We start from the raw sequence: 13,735 nt of genomic DNA on the forward strand, positions 1-13,735 counted from the left end.
GATTGTGCAACCTGTACTTCCACAAGGGATTTTACAACGTGCAGGAGCGTGGCTTGCCCGCGAAGAGGCCCTCAAGTCTTGCCCGAAACCATGGGCCAGCAAGCAGCAAGCAATATCCACGAACCGTCACAAGAGGAGTATGCAATGCGTTCTTCGAAGATCGTTCATGTCGTCAGTTGCCACGCCGAGGGTGAGGTCGGTGATGTCATCGTCGGCGGTATCGCCCCGCCACCGGGCACCACGGTGTGGGAACAGTCACGCTGGATCGCCCAGGACCAGACCCTGCGCAACTTCGTCCTCAACGAACCGCGCGGCGGCGTGTTCCGTCACGTCAACCTGCTGGTACCGGCCAAGGATCCGCGGGCGCAGATGGCCTGGATCATCATGGAGCCGGCCGACACCCCGCCGATGTCCGGCTCCAATTCGCTGTGCGTGTCCACGGTACTGCTCGACAGCGGCATCCTGCCGATGAGCCAACCGCAGACCCGCCTGGTGCTGGAAGCGCCCGGCGGCCTGATCGAGGCCGTGGCCGAATGCAAGGACGGCAAGGTCCAGCGGGTGGAGGTCAGGAACGTGCCGTCCTTCGCCGATCGCCTGGATGCCTGGATCGAAGTCGAGGGCCTGGGCTCGCTCCAGGTCGACACCGCCTACGGCGGCGACAGCTTCGCCATCGTCGATGCACGGCGCCTGGGTTTTGCCATCCGCCCCGACGAGGCCAGGGACATGGTCGAGACCGGCCTGAAGATCACCCGCGCCGCCAACGAACAACTGGGTTTCGTCCACCCGCTGAACCCGGACTGGTCGCATATCTCCTTCTGCCAGATCGCCGCACCGGTGGCCTACGAGAATGGTGTCGCCACCGGGGCCAACGCCGTGGTGATCCGCCCCGGCAAGATCGACCGCTCGCCGTGCGGCACCGGCTGCTCGGCGCGCATGGCGGTGTTGCAGGCCAAGGGCGTGCTGAAGGCCGGCGACCGCTTTATCGGCCGTTCGATCATCGGCTCCGAGTTCCACTGCCGCATCGATTCGCTGACCGAACTGGCCGGGCGTGCGGCGATCTACCCCTGCCTGTCCGGCCGTGCGTGGATCACCGGTACCCACCAGTTATTGCTTGATCCGGCTGACCCGTGGCCACAGGGCTATCGGCTGTCGGATACCTGGCCGGGGGCCTGATGCCCCGCGGATTCAATGTCCATTGCACGGCCTTGCGGCGCTGGAACGGCGCGCGCTGAAACACACGAATCGCAGTTTTTATCAGCAACATCGTATACGAAATACAATTAAACCCAGGAGTCAATCATGAGCAAACGCATCAACTGGAGCGGCGTTTTCCCCGCAGTCACCACCCAATTCAACGACGACTTTTCCATCAACCTGGAAAAGACCCACCAAGTGATTTCCAACGTGATCCGCGACGGGGTCTCGGGCCTGGTGGTATGCGGTTCGGTGGGGGAAAACACCTCGCTGACCGCCGAGGAAAAGATCGCCGTCACCGAGGTCGCGGTGGACGCCTCCAAGGGCCGGGTGCCGGTGATCTGCGGCGTCGCCGAATTCACCAGCGTGCAGGCGGCCAAGGTCGCCAACTCGGTGCGCAAGGTCGGGGTCGACGGGGTCATGCTGATGCCGGCGCTGGTCTATGGCTCCAAGCCGTTCGAGACCGCCGAACACTACCGCTATGTGGCCCGGCATGCCGACGTGCCGCTGATGGTCTACAACAACCCGCCGATCTACAAGAACGACGTGACCCCGGAGATTCTGATCTCCCTGGCCGACTGCGACAACGTGGTGTGCTTCAAGGATTCCTCGGGCGACACCCGCCGTTTCATCGACGTGCGTAATGAGGTCGGTGATCGCTTCGTGCTGTTCGCCGGCCTGGATGACGTGGTGCTGGAGAGTATCGCGGTGGGCGCCGAGGGCTGGGTGTCGGGCATGTCCAACGTGTTTCCCAAGGAAGGCGAGACCATTTTCCGCCTGGCCAAGGCCGGACGCTTTGCCGAAGCCATGCCGATCTATGAGTGGCTGATGCCGATCCTGCACCTCGACGCGCGTGCGGACCTGGTGCAGTGCATCAAGCTGTGCGAGGCCATCGCCGGTCGCGGCAGCGCCCTGACCCGTCCACCACGCCTGGCCCTGCCGGAAGCCGACCGGGTGTTCGTCGAACGGATCATGGCCAAGGCCCTGGCCAACCGGCCGGCGTTGCCGGATGTGGGACTCTGAGACAGGAACCGGGGCAGTCTGCCGACTCTGCAGTGCCTGCCCCATTGCAACATCTGCCTCACCTTGATTGTGGCGAGCGGGCTTGCCCGCGCTGGGCTGCACAGCAGCCCTGAAGCCCGTCACCGCATTGTGTCAGGTATTTCGCGTCGGCTGATGTCAGGGCTGCCTTGCAGCCCAGCGCGGGCAAGCCCGCTCGCCACGCTGCGCATTCTCAGCCGAGCAGGGCCTTGAGGTCGTTGTACAAGGCCTCGGGAATCTCCACGCCCGCTTCCCGGCTGCGCAGCCGTGCCTCATAGCGGCGCTGCGAAGGCAAGCGCGCGCCCTGCCCCTGGATGCTCTCGAACACCTGCTCGGCCCGCTGCAGATGCTGCCCGGCGGCATCGCCGAGAAACCGTCGCGGATCAAGGGCGATGATCAGTTCGCCATGGTACGGCGAGGACTTGCTGCCCGCGTCATGGGCCAACGACTCGGCGCTGGTCAGGTCGCCAATCAACGGGCCGGCGATCAACTCCACCATCGCTGCCAGCGCCGAGCCCTTGTGCCCGCCGAACGTCAGCATTGCTCCGAGGTCCAGCACCACATTCGGGTCGGTACTCGGCCGCCCCTGGGCATCCACGCCCCACCCCTCGGGGATGGCCTTGCCCGCTCGCCGATGCAGCTCGATCTCGCCCCGGGCGATGGCGCTGGTGGCGAAGTCGAAGACAAACGGCTCGGGGCCCGGGCGCGGCCAACCAAAGGCAACGGGGTTGGTGCCGAACACCGGCCGATTGCCGCCGGCCGGCGCCACCCAGGCGTGGCTCGGCGTGAAGGCCAGCGCCACCAGCCCGGCCTCGGTCAGTTGCTCGATCTCGACCCATAGCGCGGAAAAATGCACACAACGATTGATCGCCAGTGCCGCAATTCCGTTGACCCTGGCCTTGTCCAGCAACAACGGCAGGCCGGCCTGAAAGGCCAGCTGGGAGAAGCCTCCCGCGGCATCGACCCGAACGATCGAGGGTGCCTGGTCGAACACCTCGGGGGCGGCCGCGGCCTCGACCTTGCCGGCCTTGAGCGAGGCGACGCAACCGAGAATCCGGTAGAGGCCATGGGAGGCACAGCCATCGCGCTCGCCGGCCGTCACCGTATCGGCGACGGCAAGCGCATGGGCAAGGCTGAAACCGTTGTGCAACAGGATGGATTTGGCCAGGTCATGAGCCTGGTCCAGCGTCAGTCGAGTCATGGGATGCTCCTGGAAGAAGACCCCCAGCGTTGCCCAAGGTGACTCGTGAAGCTTGATCGGTTTGCCCCGCAGCCGCGACGAATTCGGCACAGCCGCCAGGCCAGGACTCAGTGTTTCACCGGCTTGAGCTCAATAATCTTGCCATTGGTGATCGCCACCAGCACGTACTGGTCCTTGATCTTCACCCACTGACTGTCCTCCTGAGGCGCAGGCAGGCCGCGCTTTTTCCAGTCGTGCAGCGCCTGCGACTCGCGCTGGTAGACCGCCGGGGCGCGGTCCCCCACCACCAGTTCACCGCTGCTGAAGGTCGACGGTACCTTTTCCTGGGGGGACTCGGCCGCCTGCGGCGGCAGTGTGACAGCGGCCGAGCAGGCCAGCAGGGACAACCCGGCAATCAGGGACTTCACGGTCATGGACGACTCCTCGGTTCAGGACGGATGCAAAGCGTCTGACCACAGCCCGAGGAAATCATTCGGTTCAACAGGGGGCGCAAGCCGGATGCAAAAACGCCACTCGGGTGAGTGGCGTTTTCGTGAGAATCAAGACGCGATCAGGGCGTTTACAGGGCCATGTCGGACTTCGGATCCTCAGCCTTCGGCTTGTCGGTCGCAGCAGGAGCAGCCGGCGCCGCCGCGGTCTGGCCGATCACCGGGGGGGTGGCCAGTTGCAGGATTTCGGCGGTGTAGTTCCACTCTTTCTGCACGGCTTCAGGGTTGCCGTTGAGCTTGGTGCCGTAGCTCGGGATGATCTGGTGCAGCTTGTCCTGCCAGGCAGGGGTTGCCACCTTGTCCTTGAAGACCTTCTCCAGCACGCTCAGCATGATCGGTGCGGCGGTCGAGGCACCTGGCGAGGCGCCCAGCAGGCCGGCGATGCTGTTGTCCTTGGCAGCCACCACTTCGGTGCCGAGCTTCAGGACGCCGCCCTTCTCTTCGTCACGCTTGATGATCTGCACGCGCTGACCGGCCTGCCACAGGCGCCAGTCTTCTTTCTTCGCCTCCGGGAAGTACTCCTTGAGGGCGTTGAAGCGGTCGTCATCCGACATCATCAGTTGGCCGCCCAGGTACTGGACCAGGTCGAACTGATCGATACCCACGCGGGTCATCGGCCAGATGTTGTGGGTGGTGGTGCTGGTCAGCAGGTCGAAGTACGAACCGTTCTTCAGGAACTTGGTGGAGAAGGTCGCGAATGGGCCGAACAGGATCACGCGCTTGCCGTCCAGCACGCGGGTGTCCAGGTGAGGAACCGACATGGGCGGAGCACCGGTCGACGCGATGCCGTAGGCCTTGGCCATGTGCTTGAGGGCGATGTCCTGGTTGTCGGTGACCAGGAACGAACCACCCACCGGGAAGGCGGCGTAGTCGTTGGCTTCAGGAATGCCGGACTTCTGCAGCAGGTGCAGCGCACCGCCGCCGGCACCGATGAACACGAACTTGGCGTCGGCCGCGGTTTCGCTGCCGTCCTTCAGGTTCTTGTAAGTGACGTGCCAGGAACCGTCTTCGTTGCGCTTGATGTCCTGCACTTCGCTGGACAGCTTGAGCTTGAAGTTCGGCTGCTGTTGCAGATGGGCCACGTACTGGCGGGTGATCTCGCCGAAGTTCACGTCGGTGCCGATCGGGGTCCAGGTCGCGGCGATTTTCTGCTTCGGATCGCGCCCCTCCATCATCAGCGGAACCCACTTCTTGATCTGCTCCTGGTCCTCGGTGTACTGCATGCCGCTGAACAGCGGGCTGGTCTGCAGGGCCGCGTAGCGATCACGCAGGAACTTGACGTTGTCGTCACCCCACATGAAGCTCATGTGCGGCGTCGAGTTGATGAACGAGTGCGGGTTCTTCAGCACGCCCTGACGCACCTGCCAGGACAGAAACTGACGGGTGATCTGGAACGACTCGTTGATCTCGATCGCCTTGGAGATGTCGATCTTGCCGTCCTTGCCGTAAGGGGTGTAGTTCGACTCGGCCAGGGCGGAGTGGCCGGTACCGGCGTTGTTCCAGCCGTTGGAGCTCTCCTCGGCCACGGCGTCGAGACGCTCGACCATTTCCATCGACCAGTCGGGCTGCAGCTCGTTCAGCCAGATACCCAGGGTCGAACTCATGATCCCGCCGCCGATCAGCAGCACATCGACCTTCTTGGATTCGGCCGCGAACGAGGACGACGCCCCGATCGACAGGGCCAGGCCCAATAGCGCCGTGTTCACTTTTTTCAACATATTGTCATACCTACGATAGAACGCCATCCGCTCCTCCGCTCTCGCTCATGCAGGGCCGCGACGCACGGATTACACCGTGGACTCCCGCACTCGAAACCTGGAGGATGGGCACACAAGGCCGCCATGAATGGCTCGGCCTCACTTTTTATGTCGCTCCCGCGCTGACTTCTTGTCGTTGTTGGCTTCAGCTGACTTGAGTGACACGAATTCTGTTGGTGCATGCTTGCACACGCTGCCGGCAGCACAGCCGCCGAACTCCGGCACCATCCGACGGACAAGCCACTCGGCGACCGGAGAGTCGTCAGATATGCGGCTTTGAGGGCAGTCTGACTCCGAAAGAACGAAGAGACTGGCCAGCATCAATGGTGGCAGAAATGCCATTGTCTACTGCATGCGCAAATACGTCAAAAAAAGTGTCGTTTTCTTACCTTTTTTAGACCAAAGACTGACAGCTCTTTGACAAGAACCATGGTAGCCAGGCTTTCATCAATGCCAGCCCGCCCCTGAGCCGGCTGGCTGGCACCGACAGGGATCGACGCGGTGTCAGACCGCTGGCAACCAAAGCCGGAACCGCGCCCCGCCCAGGGGCGATGGCTCGACCGTCAGCGTCCCGCCCTGTGCCTCCGCCGCCCGCCGGCTGATCGCCAAGCCCAGGCCGAATCCACCGGTCGAGCGATCGCGACTGCGATCCAGTCGATAGAACGGCTCGAAAATCCGCTCCCGCTCCTGCTCGGGAATGCCGATCCCATCGTCATCCACCCACAACTCACAGCCCTCGGCCGTCGCCTGGATACCCACCTGGATCCGCCGTTCGCAATAACGCATGGCATTGCGCAGCAGGTTCTGCACCGCCCGTGCGGTCAGCCGCGGGTCGAGGGAAAAATGTTCCTGCGCCCCCTGCATCAGCACGTCGAGGACAATATCCGGCGCTTCCAGCTCCTCATCGAAACTGCCAAGAATGCTGTCGACGAACTCGTGCAGCGGCACCAGCACCCGCTCCGGCAGACGCCCGGGATTCTGCAGGCGGCTGTAGGACAGCAGCTCCAGCACCAGCTCATCCAGCTCGCGGATATGCCCCACCAACCCCTGCAGGCGTTCGCGCGAGGCCGGCGGCAATTCGTCGGACAGCGCCAGGGCCAGGCCGAAATCCAGTCGGGTCAATGGCGTGCGCAGCTCGTGGGAAACCGCATTGAGCAGATCTCGCTGCTGGTTGAGCAGGCATTCGATATCGTTGGCCATGGTGTCGAACACCTGCGCCAGTTCGCCGATGTTCGAGCGCGGCGAGATCCGCGTGCGTTCGCTCAACTGTCCCTGACCGAGCTGCCGGGCGGTCTGCTTGAGGCGCTCCAGGTCACGCCAGTGCGGGCGCAACCAGAACAGCAGACAACCCAGCAACGCGGCGCCGACCAGTACGTTCATGCTCCAGTACAGCAGCTTCACGTCCAGCGGGTCCGGTGGTATCACCACCTGTACCGCCAGTTGCCCATCCAGTGGTGAGGCCACCAGGTCCGGCGCGCCCCAGTCGCCGACACGAATGGCATTCTCGCCATGGCGCAGGCGCTTCTGCTCCGGTTCGCTGAAGCTGATGTCGTCGATGCGGATCAGCGACACCTGCAGCGGTGCGAAGCTCTTGTCCAGCTCGGCCGCCATCGCCGGCCAGCGCTCGTGCGGCAGCGCCTTGAACTGCTTGACCAGCAGCGCCTGCATGCCCCGCGACTGGTCGATGTTGTAGTCCAGGAAGCGCTCGTGAAACACCCCGACCACCAGGTCCGGCACCAGGTAGATCGCCGCGCTGAAGGTGACGATGGTCATCAGGTACAGGCGGATGAGGATCTTCAGCATCGACTCAGCATTCCCACTCGGAACGACTGAACAGGTAGCCCTTGCCCCACACGGTCTTGATCTTGCGCGCCTCGCCGGCATGGTCGTCGAACTTGCGCCGCAGCTTGGAAATCGCCACGTCCACCGAGCGATCGGTGCCGTTGAACTCGATACCGCGCAGGCGCTGCAGGATCTGGTCGCGGCTGAGCACTTCGCCGGCATGCCGGGCCAGCACCACCAGCAGGTTGTATTCGCCGCTGGACAGTTCGACCTGCTGGTCGCGCCAGGTCACGGTGCGCTCGGAGAGGTCGATGCACAGGTTACCCATGAGGATCTGGTCGCTGGCCACCTGTGGCTCGCTGAGGCTGCTGCGGCGCAACAGGGTACGCACCCGCGCCAGCAGCACCCGTGGCTCGCAGGGCTTGGTGACATAGTCGTCGGCGCCCATTTCCAGGCCCAGTACCTGGTCATGACTGTCATCGCGGGCGGTGAGCATCAGGATCGGCAGGCTCGCCGAGTCGGCACGCAGCAGGCGGCACACCTGCAGACCATCGAGCCCCGGCAGCATCAGGTCGAGAATCACCAGGTCCGGCGGGTCCTGCCGCGCACGCTCGCGCACCTGGTCGCCACGGGCCAGCACGTTGACCTGATAGCCGTTGCGCTCCAGGTAGCTGGCAATCAGTTCGGCAAGGGCGGTGTCGTCTTCGACCAGGAGAATCGTCGGCATAAATAACTACAGAATGAAGGAAAAGGTGAAGGATATACGCCCTTACGCGTACGCGAGCATTAGCTTCACACTTTTTCACCAACCTTCTACATTGCTTCACAGCACTCCTTGACGGCCGCCCTTAGCATGCCCGGATCATCATTGGGACTCGATTATGTTGAAGAAGCTGTTTGCCCCGCTTTGCCTGTCGGCGCTGGCCCTGGCGCTGGCCGCCTGTAACCAGTCCACCGGCGAACCCGAGGCCATGCCCGCGCCCAAGGTCCGGGTCGAGACCATCCAGACCCAGGCGCTGTCGATCAGCAGCGAGTTGAGCGGGCGTATCGCCGCGCCGCGTATTGCCGAAGTACGCGCCCGGGTTGCCGGCGTGGTGCTCAAGCGCGTGTTCCAGGAAGGCAGCGACGTCAAGCAGGGCGATGTGCTGTTCCTGATCGATCCGGCACCGTTCAAGGCCGACCTGGACAGCGCCGTGGCCGCGCTGCAGAAGGCCGAGGCCAATGCCTTCCAGGCCAGATTGCAACACCAGCGCTACCGCGAACTGGTGGAAAGCAACGCCATCAGCCGTCAGGACTACGACAACGCCCAGGCCGCCGCGCGCCAGAGCGCCGCCGACGTGGCTGCCAACCAGGCGGCGGTGCAACGGGCCAAGCTCAACCTGGGCTATGCCACCGTCACCGCGCCGATCTCCGGGCGCATCGGCCGGGCACTGGTCACCGAAGGCGCGCTGGTCGGCCAGAACGAGACCACCGCCCTGGCGCTGATCCAGCAGTTGAACCCGATCCATGCCGACCTGACCCAGTCGACCCGCGAGCTGAACGACCTGCGCCGCGCCTTCCGCGCCGGCCAGTTGCAACAGGTCGGGCAGAACCAGGCCAAGGCCACGCTGGTCCAGGACGACGGTAGCGCCTACCCGCTGCCGGGCAAGCTGCTGTTCACCGACATCAGCGTCGACCCGGGTACCGGCCAGGTGATCCTGCGCAGCGAGTTCCCCAACCCGGAACTCGACCTGCTGCCCGGCAGCTTCGTCCGCGTGCGCGTCGAGCAGGCGGTCAACCGGGAAGGCATCAGCATCCCGCAGCGGGCGATCCAGCGCGACAGTGCCGGCGTACCGCAGGTGCTGCTGGTCGACGCGCAGATGAAGGTCAGCCTGCGGCCGGTCAGCCTCGGTGCCGCCCAGAACGACCGTTGGATCGTCAACGCGGGCCTCAAGCCCGGCGACCGGATCATCGTCGAAGGCCTGCAGCACGCGCGCCCTGGCGAACCGGTCGAGATCGATGACAGCACCCCTTCCCTCGCCCAGTCCAAAGGACAGTGAGCATGCCGCACTTCTTTATCGACCGCCCGGTGTTCGCCTGGGTGGTCGCCCTGTTCATCCTGCTGGCCGGCATCCTCGCCATCCCGCAGTTGCCAGTGGCGCAATACCCCAACGTCGCGCCGCCCAAGATCGAGATCGTCGCAACCTACCCCGGTGCCTCGGCCCAGACCGTGGACCAGAGCGTGGTCAGCCTGATCGAGCAGGAACTCAACGGGGCCGACCACCTGCTGTATTTCGAGTCGCAGAGCAGCCTGGGCACGGCCACCATCAGCGCCACCTTCCAGCCTGGCACCAACCCGGAGATGGCCCAGGTCGATGTGCAGAACCGCCTCAAGGCGGTCGAGCCGCGCCTGCCCGCCGCCGTGACCCAGCAGGGCCTGCAGGTGGAGAAGGTCTCCGCCGGCTTCCTGCTCCTGGCGACCCTCACCTCCAGTGACGGCAAGTACGACGAGACCGCGCTGAGCGACTACCTGGCGCGTAACGTGATGAACGAGATCAAGCGTCTCGACGGCGTCGGCAAGGCCCAGCTGTACGGGGCCGAACGTGCCTTGCGGATCTGGATCGACCCGCAGAAGCTGGTGGGTTTCAACCTCTCCGCCGCCGATGTCAACGCCGCTGTCGCCGCGCAGAATGCCCAGGTCTCGGCCGGCAGCATCGGCGACCTGCCGGGCCCGTCGACCCAGGAAATCACGGCGGCGGTGCTGGTCAAGGGCCAACTGTCGACGCCCCAGGAGTTCGCCGACATCGTCCTGCGGGCCAACCCGGACGGTTCCAGCGTGCGCATCGGCGATGTCGCCCGGGTCGAGATCGGCAGCCAGGACTACCAGTTCTCGACGCGCCTGAACGGCAAGCCGACCACCGCCTTTGCCGTGCAGCTGTCGCCAGGCGCCAACGCCCTGAAAACCGCGACCCTGGTACGGGCGAAGATGGATGAGCTGTCACGCTACTTCCCGGCTGGCGTGGAATACAAGATTCCCTACGATACCTCGCCGTTCGTCAAGGTCTCGATCACCAAGGTGATCTACACCCTGCTCGAAGCCATGGTGCTGGTGTTCGCGGTGATGTTCCTGTTCCTGCAGAACATCCGCTACACACTGATTCCGGCGCTGGTGGTGCCGGTGGCGCTGATGGGCACCTTCGCCACCATGTTGGCCCTGGGCTTCTCGATCAACGTGCTGACCATGTTCGGCATGGTGCTGGCCATCGGCATCCTGGTGGACGACGCCATTGTGGTGGTGGAGAACGTCGAGCGGATCATGGCCCATGAAGGCCTGCCACCCAAGGAAGCCACCCGCAAGGCCATGGGGCAGATCGGCGGCGCGATCATCGGCATCACCCTGGTACTGGTGGCAGTGTTCATCCCGATGGCCTTCATGCCCGGTTCCGTGGGCGTGATCTACCAGCAGTTCTCGTTGTCCATGGCGACCTCGATCCTGTTCTCGGCGTTCCTCGCCCTGACCCTGACCCCGGCGCTGTGTGCCACTCTGCTCAAACCGATCGCCGCGGGCGAACACCATGCCAAGGGCGGTTTCTTCGGCTGGTTCAACCGTCGCTTCGAACAGATGAGCGAGGGGTACCAGGGCTGGGTGGTCAGCGCGCTCAAGCGCAGCGGCCGCTACATGATGCTGTTCGGCCTGCTGGTACTGCTGCTGGGCCTGCTGTTCAGCCGCCTGCCCGCTTCGTTCCTGCCGGTCGAGGACCAGGGCTACACCATCACCGACATCCAACTGCCACCAGGTGCGAGCAAGAACCGCACGGTCAAGGTGGTCGAACAGATCGAAGCCAACAATGCCACCGAAGCAGGTGTCGGCGATACCACCATGATTCTCGGCTTCAGCTTCTCCGGCAGTGGCCAGAACGCAGCGCTGGCCTTCACCACCCTCAAGGACTGGTCGCAGCGTAGCGCCGAGGATTCGGCGGCGGCGATCGCCGAGCGGGCGAACTATGCCTTCACCGGGCTCAAGGACGCGGTGGCCTACGCCATCCTGCCGCCACCGGTGGATGGCCTGGGCACTTCCAGCGGCTTCGAGTTCCGCCTGCAGGACCGCGGCGGTATCGGCCACCCGGCGCTGATGCAGGCACGTACCGAACTGCTGGAGGCGGCGCAGAAGAGCAAGGTGCTGGCCAACGTCCGCGAAAGTGCCCTGGCCGAAGCGCCACAGGTGCAACTGGAAGTCGACCGCAAGCAGGCCAACGCCCTGGGGGTGTCGTTCGCCGACATTGGTGGCATTCTCTCCACCGCCCTCGGCTCGACCTATGTCAACGACTTCCCGAACCAGGGGCGCATGCAGCGGGTGGTGATCCAGGCCGAGGGCGACCAGCGCGCCCAGGTCGAGGACCTGCTGAAGATCCATGTGCGCAACAGCAGCGGCAAGATGGTCCCGCTGTCGGCCTTCGTCCAGGCCCGCTGGACCCAGGGCCCGGCACAGCTGACCCGCTACAACGGCTACCCGGCCATTGCCATTTCCGGCGAAGCGGCTGCGGGCTACAGCACCGGCCAGGCCATGCAAGAGATGGAACGGCTGGTGCAGCAGTTGCCGCAAGGACTGGGCCTGGAATGGACCGGGTTGTCGTTGCAGGAGCGCTTGTCCGGCTCCCAGGCCCCGATGCTGCTGGCGCTGTCGCTGCTAGTGGTGTTCCTGTGCCTGGCGGCGCTGTACGAGAGCTGGTCGATACCGACCTCGGTGCTGCTGGTGGTGCCGCTGGGGGTACTCGGTGCGGTGCTGGCGGTGACCTTGCGCGGGATGCCCAACGACGTGTTTTTCAAGGTCGGGCTGATCACCATCATCGGCCTGTCGGCGAAGAACGCGATCCTGATCATCGAATTCGCCAAGAGCCTGTACGACGAAGGGCATGACCTGCTGGAGGCGACGGTGCAGGCGGCGCGGCTGCGGTTGCGGCCGATCATCATGACCTCCCTGGCGTTCATCCTCGGCGTGGTACCGCTGGCGATCGCCACCGGCGCCAGCTCGGCGAGCCAGCAGGCGATCGGCACCGGAGTGATCGGCGGGATGATCAGTGCGACGCTGGCGGTGGTGTTCGTGCCGGTGTTCTTCGTGGTGGTGATGAAGCTGGTGCGGCGCAAGACCTCCTGATCCTTCGCTGAACCTGAGGGCCCTTCGAGGATGAATCCGGCTCCCACAGTGGATCGAGTCGTACGCCTGTTTTGTGTACTACACGAAGCCCGTGGAAGCAGGATTTATCCGCGAAGACGCCCACCCAGGCACCACCCATCCCGGCTATTGCACCAACTGGTTGATCTCGATGATCGGCAACAACACCGCCATCACGATCACCAGCACCACCCCACCCATCACCACGATCATCAGCGGTTCGAGCAACGCGGTCATGCCCATCGCCCGCCGCTCGATGTCCAGCGAAAGGGCCTGCGCCGCCCGCTCCAGCATCGGCGGCAAAGCCCCGGTCTTCTCGCCACTGGCGATCAGGTGGATCAGCAACGGTGGAAACACCTTCTCCACCTTCAACGCCGCCGCCAGGTTCGCGCCCTCCTTCACCCGCGCCGTCGCCTCGCTCACGCTCAAACTCAACCGCTCGTTCGACACTGTCTGCCGCGCCGCCTCCAGCGCCCGCAGCAACGGCACCCCGGCGCCGCCGAGAATCGCCAGGGTCGAGGCGAACCGCGCGGTATTGAGCCCCAGCACGAAGCGCCCGACCATCGGCAGGCGCAGGATCCGGCTGTGCCAGCCCAACCGCGCTTCGGGTTTGCGCAGGTACAGGCGCCACCCCCAGAACGCCCCCGCCAGCACGGCAAAACACAACACGCCCCACTCGCGAATGAAATCGCTGGCATTGAGCATCACCAGCGTCAGCCCCGGCAGGTCCTGGCGCGCCTGGGAGAAGGCGCTGACCACCTGCGGCACCACGTAGCCGAGCAGGAAGATCACGATGCCCACCGACACCAGCCCGACCACCGCCGGGTAGATGAACGCCGTCAGCACCTTGCCGCGCAGGTTGTTGCGTTCCTCGATGTAGTCGGCCAGCCGTTCCATGACCTGGGCCAGGTCGCCGGACTCTTCGCCAGCGGCGATCAGCGCCCGGTAGATTTCCGGAAAGTCCCGCGGCCGCCGGGCCAGCGCGTCGGCCAGGCGCATGCCGCCGCGCACATCGGTGCGCACCGCGCTCAATGTCTGGGCGATGTGTTTCTTTTCCGCCTGCTCGACCGTGGCGCTCAGCGCCGCCTCCAGCGGCAGGCTGGCGCCGAGCAGGCTGGCC

10 protein-coding genes are annotated in these 13,735 nt (G+C 64.6%); 4 read left to right on the forward strand and 6 right to left on the reverse strand.

All coding sequences use genetic code 11. From position 1 onward, the window contains the following. Positions 1–144: 144 nt before the first annotated feature. Both K675_RS0126310 and K675_RS0126315 read left to right on the forward strand, forming a co-directional pair. On the forward strand, positions 145–1,173 hold the full coding sequence (locus K675_RS0126310; protein WP_017906452.1) for a trans-3-hydroxy-L-proline dehydratase: 1,029 nt from the start codon (positions 145–147) through the stop codon (positions 1,171–1,173). A gap of 126 nt (positions 1,174–1,299) precedes the next feature. Next, on the forward strand, positions 1,300–2,217 hold the full coding sequence (locus K675_RS0126315) for a dihydrodipicolinate synthase family protein (protein WP_017906453.1): 918 nt from the start codon (positions 1,300–1,302) through the stop codon (positions 2,215–2,217). 211 nt (positions 2,218–2,428) lie between these two features. Here the strand turns inward: K675_RS0126315 and K675_RS0126320 are convergent, their stop codons facing one another. The 5 genes from K675_RS0126320 to K675_RS0126340 all read right to left on the reverse strand — a co-directional run bounded on the left by K675_RS0126320 (position 2,429) and on the right by K675_RS0126340 (position 8,190). Beyond that, positions 2,429–3,436: an Ldh family oxidoreductase gene (locus K675_RS0126320; RefSeq protein WP_017906454.1), complete on the reverse strand. Its 1,008-nt coding sequence runs from the start codon at positions 3,434–3,436 to the stop codon at positions 2,429–2,431. A gap of 107 nt (positions 3,437–3,543) precedes the next feature. Further along, entirely contained in the window at positions 3,544–3,849 is a 306-nt protein-coding gene (locus K675_RS0126325; RefSeq protein ID WP_017906455.1) for an RcnB family protein, read from the reverse strand. A 146-nt stretch (positions 3,850–3,995) separates the two neighbouring features. Continuing rightward, positions 3,996–5,642 carry a malate dehydrogenase (quinone) gene (mqo, locus tag K675_RS0126330; protein WP_017906456.1) on the reverse strand — a complete coding sequence of 549 codons (1,647 nt, stop codon included), beginning with the start codon at positions 5,640–5,642 and terminating at the stop codon, positions 3,996–3,998. Positions 5,643–6,185: 543 nt separating this feature from the next. Continuing rightward, entirely contained in the window at positions 6,186–7,484 is a 1,299-nt protein-coding gene (locus tag K675_RS0126335; protein WP_017906457.1) for an ATP-binding protein, read from the reverse strand. A 4-nt stretch (positions 7,485–7,488) separates the two neighbouring features. Then, positions 7,489–8,190: a response regulator transcription factor gene (locus K675_RS0126340; protein ID WP_017906458.1), complete on the reverse strand. Its 702-nt coding sequence runs from the start codon at positions 8,188–8,190 to the stop codon at positions 7,489–7,491. 154 nt (positions 8,191–8,344) lie between these two features. Between K675_RS0126340 and K675_RS0126345 the strand changes: the two genes are divergently transcribed. Both K675_RS0126345 and K675_RS0126350 read left to right on the forward strand, forming a co-directional pair. After that, on the forward strand, positions 8,345–9,502 hold the full coding sequence (locus K675_RS0126345; protein ID WP_017906459.1) for an efflux RND transporter periplasmic adaptor subunit: 1,158 nt from the start codon (positions 8,345–8,347) through the stop codon (positions 9,500–9,502). 2 nt (positions 9,503–9,504) lie between these two features. Then, a complete protein-coding gene (locus K675_RS0126350) occupies positions 9,505–12,597 on the forward strand; it encodes an efflux RND transporter permease subunit (protein ID WP_017906460.1) in 3,093 nt (1,030 codons plus the stop codon). A gap of 144 nt (positions 12,598–12,741) precedes the next feature. On the opposite strand, the gene gspF is transcribed toward K675_RS0126350, so the two are convergent. Further along, on the reverse strand, positions 12,742–13,735 hold a 994-nt coding region (gene gspF, locus K675_RS0126355; RefSeq protein ID WP_017906461.1), incomplete at its 5' end, for a type II secretion system inner membrane protein GspF.

Source organism: Pseudomonas fuscovaginae SE-1 (assembly GCF_000364705.1).
Taxonomy (GTDB): Bacteria; Pseudomonadota; Gammaproteobacteria; order Pseudomonadales; family Pseudomonadaceae; genus Aquipseudomonas; species Aquipseudomonas fuscovaginae_A.

Coding starts and splice junctions, on each gene's coding strand:
- K675_RS0126345 (WP_017906459.1), top strand. CDS start 8,345: ATGTTGAAGAAGCTGTTTGCCCCGCTTTGCCTGTCGGCGCTGGCCCTG.
- K675_RS0126325 (WP_017906455.1), bottom strand. CDS start 3,849: ATGACCGTGAAGTCCCTGATTGCCGGGTTGTCCCTGCTGGCCTGCTCG.
- K675_RS0126320 (WP_017906454.1), bottom strand. CDS start 3,436: ATGACTCGACTGACGCTGGACCAGGCTCATGACCTGGCCAAATCCATC.
- mqo (WP_017906456.1), bottom strand. CDS start 5,642: ATGTTGAAAAAAGTGAACACGGCGCTATTGGGCCTGGCCCTGTCGATC.
- K675_RS0126340 (WP_017906458.1), bottom strand. CDS start 8,190: ATGCCGACGATTCTCCTGGTCGAAGACGACACCGCCCTTGCCGAACTG.
- K675_RS0126315 (WP_017906453.1), top strand. CDS start 1,300: ATGAGCAAACGCATCAACTGGAGCGGCGTTTTCCCCGCAGTCACCACC.
- K675_RS0126350 (WP_017906460.1), top strand. CDS start 9,505: ATGCCGCACTTCTTTATCGACCGCCCGGTGTTCGCCTGGGTGGTCGCC.
- K675_RS0126310 (WP_017906452.1), top strand. CDS start 145: ATGCGTTCTTCGAAGATCGTTCATGTCGTCAGTTGCCACGCCGAGGGT.
- K675_RS0126335 (WP_017906457.1), bottom strand. CDS start 7,484: ATGCTGAAGATCCTCATCCGCCTGTACCTGATGACCATCGTCACCTTC.